Below are 12,584 nucleotides of genomic sequence, written 5' to 3'. Positions count from 1 at the left end.
GGCAAGGGACTAGACCATGCATTTCACCATTCAACGCGAAGCCCTGTTGAAACCCCTGCAACTGGTCGCCGGTGTCGTCGAGCGCCGTCAGACCTTGCCGGTCCTGTCTAACGTATTGCTGGTTGTGCAAGGCCAGCAGCTGTCGTTGACCGGTACCGACCTGGAAGTCGAACTGGTAGGCCGCGTGCAACTGGAAGAGCCAGCCGAGCCTGGCGAAATCACTGTCCCGGCCCGTAAGCTGATGGACATCTGCAAAAGCCTGCCGAACGACGTCCTGATCGATATCAAGGTCGACGAGCAAAAACTGTTGGTCAAGGCCGGCCGCAGCCGCTTCACCCTGTCGACCCTGCCCGCCAATGACTTCCCGACGGTGGAAGAAGGCCCAGGCTCGCTGACCTGCAACCTGGAACAGAGCAAGCTGCGCCGCCTGATCGAGCGCACCAGCTTTGCCATGGCTCAGCAGGATGTGCGCTACTACCTCAATGGCATGCTGCTGGAGGTGTCGCGTAACACCCTGCGCGCCGTCTCTACCGATGGCCACCGCCTGGCGCTGTGCTCCATGAGCGCACCCATCGAGCAGGATGATCGCCACCAGGTGATCGTGCCGCGCAAAGGTATCCTGGAGCTCGCGCGCCTGCTGACTGATCCGGAAGGCATGGTCAGCATCGTCCTGGGGCAACACCATATTCGCGCAACCACCGGCGAGTTCACCTTCACCTCCAAGCTGGTGGATGGCAAATTCCCGGACTACGAGCGTGTTCTGCCTAAGGGTGGCGACAAGCTGGTAATCGGTGATCGTCAGGCGCTGCGTGAGGCATTCAGCCGTACCGCGATCCTGTCCAACGAAAAGTACCGCGGCATTCGCCTGCAACTGGCCGCTGGCCAGCTGAAGATTCAGGCCAACAACCCTGAGCAGGAAGAAGCGGAAGAAGAGATCAGCGTCGACTACAACGGCAGCGCGCTGGAGATCGGCTTCAACGTCAGCTACTTGCTGGACGTGCTGGGCGTGATGACGACCGAGCAGGTGCGTCTGATTCTGTCCGACTCCAACAGCAGTGCGCTGCTGCAGGAGGCTGGCAATGATGACTCTTCCTACGTTGTCATGCCGATGCGTCTGTAACCTGTAGCAGACTGAATGTCCCTTCGACGTATCATGGTCACCGCGGTGCGCAACCTGCACCCGGTGACCCTCTCACCCTCCCCCCGCATCAACATCCTCTACGGTGCTAACGGCAGCGGCAAAACCAGTGTGCTCGAAGCTGTGCACCTGCTGGGGCTGGCGCGCTCGTTCCGCAGCACGCGCCTGAACCCGGTCATCCAGTACGAGCAGCCAGCTTGCACCGTGTTTGGCGAGGTTGAGTTGACGTCGGGGGGCACCAGCAACCTGGGCGTATCTCGTGAGCGGCAAGGTGATTTCACCATCCGTATCGACGGGCAGAATGCCAAAAGCGCGGCGCAGTTGGCCGAGTTGCTGCCGCTGCAGCTGATCAACCCAGACAGTTTCAGGCTGTTGGAAGGCGCCCCGAAAATTCGCCGCCAATTCCTGGATTGGGGAGTGTTCCACGTGGAACCTCGTTTTCTGCCTGCCTGGCAACGTCTGCAGAAGGCGCTCCGGCAGCGGAACTCGTGGTTGCGGCATGGTACACTTGACCCAGCTTCGCAAGCCGCCTGGGACCGGGAATTGTGCCTGGCCAGCGCGGAAATAGATGAATACCGTCGCAACTATATCAAGGCCTTGAAGCCCGTCTTCGAGCGAACCCTGAGCGAACTGGTCGAGCTTGACGGGTTGACCCTGAGCTATTACCGAGGCTGGGACAAGGACCGGGAACTCAACGAAGTACTCGCCTCCTCTCTTCTTCGTGACCAGCAAATGGGCCACACCCAGGCCGGTCCGCAGCGTGCTGATCTGCGTCTTCGTTTGGCTGCCAATAACGCAGCCGACATTCTGTCGCGAGGGCAGCAGAAACTTGTGGTGTGTGCGCTACGCATTGCCCAAGGGCACCTCGTCAGCCAGGCTCGCCGCGGTCACTGTATTTATCTCGTGGATGACTTGCCGTCAGAACTGGACGAGCAACACCGCCGCGCATTGTGCCGCTTGCTAGAAGAATTACGCTGCCAGGTGTTCATCACCTGTGTAGATCACGAATTACTGAGGGAAGGCTGGCAGACGGAAACGCCAGTTGCTTTGTTCCACGTGGAACAGGGCCGTATCACCCAGACCCACGACCATCGGGAGTGAAGGCATGAGCGAAAATCAAACGTACGACTCCTCCAGCATTAAAGTGCTGAAAGGTTTGGATGCCGTACGCAAGCGTCCCGGCATGTACATTGGCGACACCGATGATGGTAGCGGCCTGCACCACATGGTCTTCGAAGTGGTCGACAACTCGATCGACGAAGCCCTCGCCGGTCATTGCGATGACATCACCGTCATCATCCACACGGATGAATCCATCAGCGTGCGCGACAACGGTCGCGGCATTCCGGTTGACGTGCATAAAGAAGAAGGCGTATCCGCAGCCGAGGTCATCATGACCGTGCTGCACGCCGGCGGTAAGTTCGACGACAACTCGTACAAAGTTTCGGGCGGCCTGCACGGTGTGGGTGTTTCCGTGGTTAACGCCCTGTCCGAGAAGCTGGTGCTGACTGTGCGTCGCAGCGGCAAGATCTGGGAGCAAACCTACGTTCATGGTGTCCCTCAAGCGCCGATGGCGATTGTAGGTGACAGCGAAACGACCGGTACCCACATCCACTTCAAGCCTTCGGCTGAGACGTTCAAGAACATCCACTTCAGCTGGGACATCCTGGCCAAGCGGATCCGTGAACTGTCGTTCCTCAACTCGGGCGTCGGCATTCTGCTCAAGGATGAACGCAGCGGTAAGGAAGAGTTCTTCAAATACGAAGGCGGCCTGCGTGCGTTCGTCGAGTACCTGAACACCAACAAGACGCCGGTGAACAACCAGGTGTTCCACTTCAACGTCCAGCGTGACGATGGTGTGGGTGTTGAAGTTGCCCTGCAGTGGAACGACAGCTTCAACGAAAACCTGCTGTGCTTCACCAACAACATTCCGCAGCGCGATGGCGGTACTCACTTGGTGGGTTTCCGTTCTTCGCTGACCCGCAGCCTGAACAGCTACATCGAGCAGGAAGGCCTGGCCAAGAAGAACAAGGTGGCGACCACGGGCGACGACGCCCGTGAAGGCCTGACCGCGATCATCTCGGTCAAGGTCCCTGACCCTAAGTTCAGCTCCCAGACCAAAGACAAGCTGGTTTCCTCGGAGGTGAAAACCGCCGTGGAACAGGAGATGAACAAGTACTTCTCGGACTTCCTGCTCGAGAACCCGAACGAAGCCAAAGCTGTTGTCGGCAAGATGATCGACGCCGCCCGTGCCCGCGAAGCCGCGCGCAAGGCGCGTGAAATGACTCGCCGCAAAGGTGCACTGGACATCGCGGGCTTGCCAGGCAAGTTGGCTGACTGCCAGGAAAAGGACCCTGCCCTTTCCGAACTGTACCTGGTGGAGGGTGACTCCGCCGGTGGTTCGGCCAAGCAAGGTCGTAACCGTCGCACTCAGGCGATCCTGCCGTTGAAGGGTAAGATCCTCAACGTCGAGAAGGCTCGCTTCGACAAGATGATCTCGTCCCAGGAGGTCGGTACGCTGATCACCGCACTGGGCTGTGGTATCGGTCGCGAAGAGTACAACATCGACAAACTGCGCTATCACAACATCATCATCATGACCGATGCTGACGTTGACGGTTCGCACATCCGTACCCTGCTGCTGACCTTCTTCTTCCGTCAGCTGCCAGAGCTGGTCGAGCGTGGCTACATCTACATTGCCCAGCCACCGTTGTACAAGGTGAAGAAAGGCAAGCAGGAGCAGTACATCAAGGACGACGAGGCCATGGAAGAGTACATGACCCAATCGGCCCTGGAAGATGCCAGCCTGCACCTGGACGAGTCGGCGCCAGCGGTTTCCGGCGTTCAGCTGGAAAGCCTGGTGAACGAGTTCCGTGGCGTGATGAAGACCCTCAAGCGTTTGTCGCGCCTGTACCCACAGGAGCTGACCGAGCACTTCATCTACCTGCCGGAAGTTACCCTGGAGCAACTGGGCGACCACGCTGTGATGCAGGCCTGGCTGGCCAAGTTCCAGGAGCGTCTGAGCAGCACCCAGAAGTCGGGCTTGGCGTATCAAGCCAGCCTGCGCGAAGACAAGGAGCGCAATGTCTGGCTGCCGGAAGTGGAAATCACCTCGCACGGGCTGGCCAGCTACATCACCTTCAACCGCGATTTCTTCGGCAGCAACGACTACCGTACCGTGGTCAACATCGGTGCCAAGCTGGCCAGCCTGCTGGGCGAAGGTGCTTATGTGCAGCGTGGCGAGCGCCGCAAGGCAATCGTCGAGTTCAAGGAAGGCCTGGACTGGCTGATGAACGAAAGCACCAAGCGCCACACCATCCAGCGATACAAAGGGCTGGGTGAGATGAACCCGGACCAGCTGTGGGAAACCACCATGGACCCAACCGTGCGCCGCATGCTCAAGGTCACCATCGAAGACGCGATCGCTGCCGATCAGATCTTCAACACCTTGATGGGCGACGCAGTGGAACCTCGCCGCGAGTTCATCGAAAGCAACGCGCTGTCGGTATCGAACCTGGATTTCTGATCAGGTGTAGGTTGAACGACATGAAAAAGCCCGCGAAAGCGGGCTTTTTTATGCGTGCGATACGGCGGGTCAGTAGCCGCTGAGAATGTTCACGATCACCCCACTGGCAATCGCCACCAGCACGTAGTCGCCATTCACAGCCAACCAACGGTGGTCACGCGGTGGCGCATAGAGGTGACGTGCACGCCAGTCGGTTACCCAGTAGCGGTCGCCGCGGTAATGGGGGTCAACGGCATGCCCGCGTTGCCATTGCTGATGGGGTATCGGCATACCCGGCTGTGGACGGAAGTTCGGGTTTTGGTAAGGGGCTGGCGCATGGCCGTTACCCGGCCGACCCTGCGGCTGTTTGCCGTGCTGGCCGTTGCCATGCGGTGTGTTGCCCTGATGGGAGGGGCCGTTGTCATGCCCCGGGGGTGGGCCCGGTTGAGCAAAGCTGGCCAGCGGCGCGCTGAACATCAGCGCGGCGCACAGCACGGTCAGGGTTTTTTTCATGTGTTGCTGATCCTCTGCATGTTAATGCCCGGCGCAAGTTCTGTTCGCCTGGTGCGGTTAACGGATCAGACAGCGGTTTTGCCAAGCTACTCCTTGGCTCGAGGTAAAGGTCAGGTAAAGGTGGGCAAGGCCTAGACTGCCTACGTGCCGAGACCCAGTGCCTTCAGGCGTCGATAGAGCGTGCGCTCACTCATGCCCAAGTGGCGCGCCAGCTCACTGCGTGGGCCCTGAAACTGCTCCAGCGCCTGCGCCAGCTCACTCAGGTCGCTATGGCCTCGGCCCCTGGTCACGCCGGGTGCAATCGGTGGGCCGATGTCGTCAGGCAGGTGCTCGGGACGGATCAGCCCGTCATCGGCAAACAGCCGTGCCCGCTCAAGGATGTTACGCAACTCGCGGATATTGCCCGGGAACGGATGCAGCCCGAGGTGCTTCAATGCGTCATCGGCCAACCTGGGCGCGGGCTGCCCAGCCATACGCTGGAGCAGGCTCTCCACCAGCAATGGCAGGTCCTCCACGCGCTCACGCAGGGCAGGCAGCCGGATAGGAAAGCCACTGATGCGGTAATACAGATCCTCACGGAACGTACCTTCGGCGACCATTCTCTTGAGCGGCTTATGCGTGGCCGAGACCAAACGGAAATCCGAGTGGACGGTCCGCAGGCTGCCCACCGGGCGGAAGCTGCCGGACTCGATCAGGCGCAGCAGCTTGACCTGCATGGCCATCGGCACTTCGCCAATTTCGTCGAGGAACAACGTGCCGCCATGTGCGGCTTCGGCCAGGCCGATCTTGCGTTGGTTGGCGCCGGTGAACGCCCCTTTCTCGTAGCCGAACAGCTCGCTCTCGAACAGCGACTCGGTCAAGCCGGTGCAGTCGACCACGACCAACGGCCCGTTTGCGCGCGGGCTGCCCATGTGCAGGGCGCGGGCGAACAGCTCTTTGCCGGTACCCGATTCGCCCTGGAGCAACACCGGGATTTGCGCGGGCGCCGCGCGCTGCAGGCTGGCCAATGCTGCCTTGAACGCTGGCGCCCGCCCTACCAAGCCCTGCTGCTGAGGTTGCGCTGCGGCGAGCGTGATGGTGGTGAGGCGCTCGACAAAGGCGACCACCCTGCCCTGCTCATCCAGGATTGGCCGCAGCTCGACGTCCACATGCTCAGGGCCGCGTGGCGTGTGATGAATGTGCAGCACACGTTCCGGCACCTTGCTGTCCCATGCCTTGCGCATGGGGCAATGCTCGCCGGCCTGGTCGCACGGCACGGCATAGTGGTGCGAGACCTTGTGGCATTTTTCACCCAGCGGCGCCTGCTGGTCTCGGCCGAACTGGCGGCGGTAGGCCGCGTTGGCTGCGAGGATGTTGTAATCCGTGTCCAGCACGATGGTGGGCAGGGCATCGTGTTCGAGGTAGGAAACCAACGCTAGGATGATGTGATGAGGCTCAGGCATGACGGCACCGATGTGATAACCCGGCGGAGGGTAGCAAGGACTGCCAAACACTGCCATTGGCTGACAGTCGACTGCCAACGTGGCTGCCATGTTGCCAGGCAAGCGCCAGCCCGGCCCGTATTCATTGGCCAAGGCCTGTGAAAAACCCTGGCATGCATCTTGATAAACCTCCGGTCACTGCCTACGCCTCTATAGGGGGCGTAGGAAACTTTGGAGAACGTGATGATCATCGGTAACAACCTTCACGTGGAAGCCTTCTTCGACGAGGCGACCTCGACCATCAGCTACCTGCTCATGGACGGCGAGACGCGCAAATGCGCGTTGATCGACAGCGTTTTGGATTACGACCCCAAGTCGGGGCGCACCTGCACCGCCTCGGCAGACCGGTTGATCACCCGGGTGCAGGCGCTCGATGCCGAGGTGCAGTGGATACTGGAAACCCATGTGCATGCAGACCACCTGTCGGCCGCGGCCTATCTGAAGGACAAGCTCGGCGGCCACACCGCCATCGGTGCGCAGATCACCCAGGTGCAGAAAGTGTTTGGCGCGCTGTTCAATGCCGAACCCGGCTTTGCCCGGGATGGCAGCCAGTTCGATGTCCTGCTGGAGGATGAGGAAGGTTTCCGTATCGGCAACCTGCATGCCCGTGCTTTGCACACGCCGGGGCACACCCCCGCCTGCATGAGCTATGTGGTGGTCGATGGCGGTGAAACGGCGGTGTTCGTCGGTGACACGCTGTTCATGCCCGACTATGGCACAGCCCGTTGCGACTTCCCCGGCGCCGATGCCCGCACCCTGTATCGCTCGATCCGCCGCCTGCTGGCCTTCCCCGACCAGACCCGGTTGTTCATGTGCCACGACTACCTGCCGGGCGGGCGCGACATGCAATACGTCACGACTGTGGCCGAGCAACGTGGCAGCAATATCCACATTCACCACGGCATCGACGAAGACAGCTTCGTGGCCATGCGCGAAGCCCGCGACAAGACCCTCGACATGCCCGTGCTGATCCTGCCATCGGTGCAGGTCAACATGCGCAGCGGCCACTTCCCTGAGCCTGAGGCCAATGGCGTGAGCTACCTGAAGATTCCTTTGAACACGCTTTAACCGCTTTTACCCATAACGAGATTTCCAGGAAATACCGCCATGCCTGCCTTGCTCCGCCCTGCCAAAACGCTCAATACCGACCACCACAAAGTGGTGATCGTCGGTGCCGGTGCTGCCGGTATCGCCACCGCGTCCAGCCTGATCAGCCGTGATCCGTCACTGGATATCGCCCTGATCGACCCCGCCGACGTGCATTACTACCAGCCCGGCTGGACCCTGGTCGGTGCCGGCGTGTTCAAGGCGCCAGACACGGCGCGCACCATGGCCTCGACCCTTCCCCGTGGCGTGCATTGGATCAGGGCGCGCGTGCAGGGCTTCGACCCCTTGGGCCAGTTGGTCGTACTCGAAGATGGCCGCGCTATCAGCTATGAACAGTTGGTGGTTTGCCCAGGCCTGAAACTCGATTGGCAGGCCATCGACGGCCTGAGCGAGACACTGGGCCGTAACGGCGTGACCTCCAACTACCGCTACGACCTGGCCTCGTACACCTGGCAACTGGTGCAGCAGCTCAAGCAGGGCCGCGCCTTGTTCACCCAACCGCCGATGCCGATCAAGTGCGCTGGTGCGCCACAGAAAGCGCTGTACCTGTCTTGCGACCACTGGCTGCGCCACGGGCATTTGGGGGATGTGAAAGCCAGTTTCTTCAACGCCGGTGCCGTGCTGTTTGGCGTGGCCGATTACGTGCCCGCACTGATGGCTTACATCGACAAGTACGCCGTGGACCTTAACTACGCCCATCGACTGGTGGCGGTGGATGGCCCCGGCAAGCGCGCGACGTTCGTGCGTACCTTGGCCGACGGCAGCACTGAAACCCGTGTCGAGGCCTTCGACATGCTGCACGTGGTGCCGCCGCAGGTGGCGCCAGACTTCATTCGCGAGAGCCCGTTAGCAGACAGCGCGGGCTGGGTCGACGTCGACCCGCAGACCTTGCGCCATCGAAAGTTCACCAATATCCATGCCCTGGGCGACGTGGCCAACACCAGTAATGCCAAGACTGCTGCGGCAGCGCGCAAGCAGGCGCCGGTAGTGGCCAATAACGTGCTGGTGGCGTTGGGCAGGCTCCCTACCCTTGCCATGTACGACGGCTATGGCTCATGCCCGCTGACTGTCGAGCGCGGCAAGATCGTGCTGGCCGAGTTCACCTACGGCGGCAAAGTGGCGCCGAGCTTCCCACGTTGGCTACTCGATGGCCGACGGCCGACGCGCCTGGCCTGGTTGCTGAAGGCGCGGGTACTGCCGCCGTTGTACTGGAAAGGCATGCTCAAGGGGCGTGAATGGTTGGCGCGGCCGCAGCCATTGGTAGCTGAGGCCAAACAGTGATCGAACACCAACTGTTGGGCGCAGGCTTGGGGGCGGTCATCGGTGCCGTGCTGGCCTTGACCGGCGCGGGGGGCGGTATTCTAGCGGTGCCATTGCTAGTGTTTGGCCTTGGCCTGTCGATGGTCGAGGCGGCGCCAGTCGGCCTGTTGGCGGTGGGCCTTGCTGCCGCCGTGGGGGCAGTGCTGGGTTTGCGTCAGGGGTTGGTGCGCTACCGAGCGGCGTTGTTCATCGCCCTGATCGGCATCGCGGTCGCGCCCTTCGGGCTGATGCTGGCGCACCGTGTGCCCAATACGCCGCTGGCATTGGTATTCGCCGGCGTGCTGGTTTACGCCTGCCTGCGCATTTGGCGCAAGGCGGCCAGGGAGCTGCGCGGTGAAGCCAACGATGCTCATCGCTACATCGAACCCTGCGTGCTCAACCCGCTGCAGGGCCGTTTACGCTGGACGTTGCCCTGCGCACGCGCCCTGGCCTTTACCGGCGCGCTGTCGGGATTGCTGTCCGGGTTGCTGGGCGTGGGCGGTGGGTTTGTGATCATCCCCGCCTTGAACCGCTACACCAATTTGCGCATGGCCAGCATCGTCTCGACCTCGCTGGCGGTGATTGCGCTGGTGTCCACGGGGAGCGTGGTCAGCGCCAGCCTGGCGGGGGTGATGCACTGGCAGGTCGGCGCACCGTTTGCGCTCGGTGCGGTGGCCGGTTTACTGCTGGCGCGGCCATTGGCAGCCAAACTCGCCGGGCCGCGCTTGCAGCAGATGTTTGCCGTGGCCGGTTGGGCGGCCGCCCTGCTGTTGGCCGGCAAGGCGCTACTGGGCTAGCAGCTCGCCCTGTTCGGCGGCACACAGCGCCAGCAGGTAGTCCCACACTACCCGCAGGCGCACCGACTTGTGCAGTTCGCGACGGGTGCAGATCCAATAGCTGCGCTGGATGGTTTCGCTGGGCAGCACCCGGACCAGCGTCGGGTCATGGCGCGCCATGAAGTTGGGCAGCACGGCAATGCCAAGGCCCGCGCGCGCAGCGTGTTGCTGGGCGATCACGCTGGTGCTGCGAAACGCCACGTTGGGCGCGCGGCAGAAACTGTTGAGAAACAGCAGCTCTTGGCTGAACAGCAGGTCATCGACGTAGCCGATCCAGCTGTGCCGAGCCAGGTCTTCGCGGTTGCGCAGCGGCGGTGCGCGGTCGAGGTACGCTTGGCTGGCGTAGAGCGCCAGGCGGTAGTCGGTGAGCTTGCGGGTGATCAGCAGGTCGGCGTTGGGCCGCTCCAGGTGGATGCTGATTTCCGCCTCGCGGTTGAGGATGCTGACGAAGCGCGGCACCGCCACCAGTTCCACCTCAAGGCCTGGGTAGCGTTCGAACAGCGCGTTCATGCGCGGGGTGAAGAACATGATGCCAATGCCTTCGGTCACCCCCAGGCGGATCTTGCCCAGCGGGGTGATGGCTTGGGTGATTTCTTCCTGCGCCAGCAAGGCGACGTTTTCCATGGCTTCGGCGTGCTTGAGCAGGGCCTGCCCGGACGGGGTCAGGTCGTAGCCTTGGGCATGCTGCACGAACAGTGGCGTGCCCAGGCTTTTCTCGATGCTCTCGATATGCCGGGCCACGGTGCTGTGGGTGGTATTGAGGCGTTTGGCGGCAGTGAGCAAACGGCCGCTGCGCTGCAACTCGAGGAAAAACCGCAGATCGTTCCAGTCGAACATGCTGATCCTTTTGGGCTGTTCACTCTGGCCGGCGATGGCCAAAGCAGACATGTCACTGTGCTAAAACGCACAGCGGCTGCGCGAAATCTCGTGTTTCCACAGCGAAATTAATCAATAAGATGGTTCGGGACAAGAACAATAATCAGGCGCGAGGTTGCACATGCCATCAGCCGATTCTGTCTTCGACTACGTGGTCGTGGGCGCCGGTCCAGCCGGGTGCCTGCTGGCCAATCGATTGTCCGCCGACCCTTCCTGCCGCGTGCTGCTGCTGGAGGCGGGTGGCCGTGACAACTATCCCTGGATCCACATCCCCGTCGGCTACCTCTATTGCATCGGCAACCCCCGCACTGACTGGTGCTTCAAGACCGAAGCACAAAGCGGCCTGGGTGGTCGCAGCCTGGGTTATCCACGGGGCAAGGTGCTGGGCGGTTGTTCATCGATCAACGGCATGATCTACATGCGCGGCCAGGCGGCTGACTATGACCACTGGGCCGAGCAAGGCAACCCAGGCTGGGCCTGGAAGGACGTACTGCCACTGTTCAAGGCCAGTGAAAACCATTTTGCCGGTGACAGCGAGCACCATGGCGCTGCCGGCGAATGGCGGGTCGAGCGCCAGCGTTACAGCTGGCCGATCCTCGATGCGTTCCGCGAGGCGGCCGAGCAAAGTGGCATCGCCAAGGTCGACGACTTCAACACCGGTGACAACCAGGGCTGTGGATACTTTCAGGTCAACCAGCGCAGTGGCGTGCGCTGGAACGCGTCAAAGGCGTTTCTTCGGCCCGTGCTCAGCCGGTCCAACCTGACGGTGCTGACCGGTGTAGAGGTCGATCAGGTACTGCTCAACAACACCCGTGCCCGTGCGGTAAAAGCCCGCTGGCAAGGAGCCTGGCACGAGTTCGCTGCCCGTCGCGAGATCATTCTGTGCGCCGGCGCCGTCGGCTCGCCGGGGATCCTGCAACGGTCTGGCATCGGCCCGCGCAAGCTGCTCGAAGACTTGGGCATTGGCGTGCGGCATGACATGCCCGGTGTCGGCGGCAACCTGCAGGACCACCTGCAATTGCGCCTGATCTACCAGATCCGCAACACCCGTACCCTGAACCAGATGGCCAACAGCCTGTGGGGCAAGATGGGCATGGGCCTGCGTTATCTCTATGACCGCAGCGGCCCGCTGGCCATGGCGCCAAGCCAGTTGGGGGCGTTCGTGCGCTCCAGCCCCGAACATGCCACGGCCAACTTGCAGTACCACGTGCAGCCCTTGTCGCTGGAGCGGTTCGGCGAGCCATTGCACCGCTTCCCGGCCTTCACCGCTTCGGTGTGCAACCTGCGCCCGCTCAGCCGCGGGCGCATCGACATCCGCGCCGCCGATATGCACAGCGCGCCACTGATCGACCCTAACTACCTCAGTGACCCACAGGACTTGCGGGTCGCTGCAGACGCCATCCGCATGACGCGGCGCATCGTCCAGGCCCCTGCCCTCGCGGCCTTCGCCCCCCAGGAATACCTGCCGGGCCCTGCCCTGCAAAGCGAAGACGAGTTGTTTGAGGCCGCTGGCAAGATTGGCACCACCATCTTCCATCCCGTGGGCACCTGCCGCATGGGCAGTGGCCCAGAGGATGTTGTGGATAACCAACTGCGGGTGCATGGCATCCCAGGCTTGCGGGTGGCGGATGCCTCGATCATGCCGCAGATCACCTCCGGCAATACCTGTTCACCCACGCTGATGATCGCCGAAAAGGCGGCGCAACTTATCCTCAAAGGAGCTGCGACCCAGACCTACCTAAACGAAGACGCAATACCGACGCCCTGACCCGGGTGCGTGCAACACCGGCAGCTTGCGGTCGGAGGCTGCCGACAGTGGAACAAAAAGA

General features: G+C 61.8%; 10 protein-coding genes. 7 read left to right on the top strand and 3 right to left on the bottom strand.

Annotated elements, in window-relative coordinates; all coding sequences use genetic code 11:
• The first annotated feature begins 16 nt into the window (after positions 1-16).
• The 3 genes from dnaN to gyrB are packed head-to-tail and all read left to right on the top strand — an operon-like array spanning position 17 to position 4,664.
• Positions 17-1,120, top strand: coding sequence for a DNA polymerase III subunit beta (gene dnaN, locus AB7M33_RS08930; RefSeq protein ID WP_085272137.1), 1,104 nt, complete (start codon positions 17-19; stop codon positions 1,118-1,120).
• A gap of 15 nt (positions 1,121-1,135) precedes the next feature.
• Entirely contained in the window at positions 1,136-2,239 is a 1,104-nt protein-coding gene (gene recF / locus AB7M33_RS08925) for a DNA replication/repair protein RecF (RefSeq protein WP_027592067.1), read from the top strand.
• Between the two features lie 4 nt (positions 2,240-2,243).
• A complete protein-coding gene (gene gyrB, locus AB7M33_RS08920; protein ID WP_454242732.1) occupies positions 2,244-4,664 on the top strand; it encodes a DNA topoisomerase (ATP-hydrolyzing) subunit B in 2,421 nt (806 codons plus the stop codon).
• 69 nt (positions 4,665-4,733) lie between these two features.
• Here the strand turns inward: gyrB and AB7M33_RS08915 are convergent, their stop codons facing one another.
• Entirely contained in the window at positions 4,734-5,156 is a 423-nt protein-coding gene (locus tag AB7M33_RS08915; protein ID WP_186679306.1) for an RcnB family protein, read from the bottom strand.
• Between the two features lie 140 nt (positions 5,157-5,296).
• Positions 5,297-6,598: a sigma-54 interaction domain-containing protein gene (locus AB7M33_RS08910; protein ID WP_454242731.1), complete on the bottom strand. Its 1,302-nt coding sequence runs from the start codon at positions 6,596-6,598 to the stop codon at positions 5,297-5,299.
• Positions 6,599-6,820: 222 nt separating this feature from the next.
• Here AB7M33_RS08910 and AB7M33_RS08905 point away from each other — a divergent pair, with 222 nt between their 5' ends.
• Genes AB7M33_RS08905 through AB7M33_RS08895 form a run of 3 tightly spaced genes read left to right on the top strand, consistent with a single transcriptional unit; the run spans position 6,821 to position 9,840 of the window.
• Positions 6,821-7,705 (top strand): MBL fold metallo-hydrolase, encoded by an 885-nt coding sequence (locus AB7M33_RS08905; RefSeq protein WP_454242730.1) that lies wholly within the window; start codon positions 6,821-6,823, stop codon positions 7,703-7,705.
• A gap of 39 nt (positions 7,706-7,744) precedes the next feature.
• Positions 7,745-9,025: an NAD(P)/FAD-dependent oxidoreductase gene (locus tag AB7M33_RS08900; protein WP_454242729.1), complete on the top strand. Its 1,281-nt coding sequence runs from the start codon at positions 7,745-7,747 to the stop codon at positions 9,023-9,025.
• A complete protein-coding gene (locus tag AB7M33_RS08895; RefSeq protein WP_238209906.1) occupies positions 9,022-9,840 on the top strand; it encodes a sulfite exporter TauE/SafE family protein in 819 nt (272 codons plus the stop codon). The genes AB7M33_RS08900 and AB7M33_RS08895 overlap by 4 nt, the downstream gene beginning before the upstream one ends.
• Here AB7M33_RS08895 and AB7M33_RS08890 read toward each other — a convergent pair.
• The gene (locus AB7M33_RS08890) at positions 9,829-10,716 is read right to left on the bottom strand and encodes a LysR family transcriptional regulator (RefSeq protein ID WP_027592060.1); all 888 of its coding nucleotides are present in this window, start codon (positions 10,714-10,716) and stop codon (positions 9,829-9,831) included. The two genes, AB7M33_RS08895 and AB7M33_RS08890, sit on opposite strands and share 12 nt — an antisense overlap.
• Positions 10,717-10,876: 160 nt before the next feature.
• On the opposite strand from AB7M33_RS08890, the gene AB7M33_RS08885 reads away from it, so the two are divergent.
• A complete protein-coding gene (locus tag AB7M33_RS08885) occupies positions 10,877-12,523 on the top strand; it encodes a GMC family oxidoreductase (protein WP_238209902.1) in 1,647 nt (548 codons plus the stop codon).
• Positions 12,524-12,584: the final 61 nt, after the last annotated feature.

The organism is Pseudomonas sp. Y3 TE3536, from assembly GCF_053629175.1.
Note: the sequence above shows the minus strand (reverse complement) of the source record. Positions and strands in the feature narration are given on the sequence as shown.

Excerpts from the sequence above, each read along its gene's own strand:
- AB7M33_RS08900 (WP_454242729.1), top strand. The coding sequence starts at position 7,745 with ATGCCTGCCTTGCTCCGCCCTGCCAAAACGCTCAATACCGACCACCAC.
- AB7M33_RS08915 (WP_186679306.1), bottom strand. The coding sequence starts at position 5,156 with ATGAAAAAAACCCTGACCGTGCTGTGCGCCGCGCTGATGTTCAGCGCG.
- AB7M33_RS08905 (WP_454242730.1), top strand. The coding sequence starts at position 6,821 with ATGATCATCGGTAACAACCTTCACGTGGAAGCCTTCTTCGACGAGGCG.
- gyrB (WP_454242732.1), top strand. The coding sequence starts at position 2,244 with ATGAGCGAAAATCAAACGTACGACTCCTCCAGCATTAAAGTGCTGAAA.
- AB7M33_RS08890 (WP_027592060.1), bottom strand. The coding sequence starts at position 10,716 with ATGTTCGACTGGAACGATCTGCGGTTTTTCCTCGAGTTGCAGCGCAGC.
- AB7M33_RS08885 (WP_238209902.1), top strand. The coding sequence starts at position 10,877 with ATGCCATCAGCCGATTCTGTCTTCGACTACGTGGTCGTGGGCGCCGGT.
- AB7M33_RS08910 (WP_454242731.1), bottom strand. The coding sequence starts at position 6,598 with ATGCCTGAGCCTCATCACATCATCCTAGCGTTGGTTTCCTACCTCGAA.
- recF (WP_027592067.1), top strand. The coding sequence starts at position 1,136 with ATGTCCCTTCGACGTATCATGGTCACCGCGGTGCGCAACCTGCACCCG.
- dnaN (WP_085272137.1), top strand. The coding sequence starts at position 17 with ATGCATTTCACCATTCAACGCGAAGCCCTGTTGAAACCCCTGCAACTG.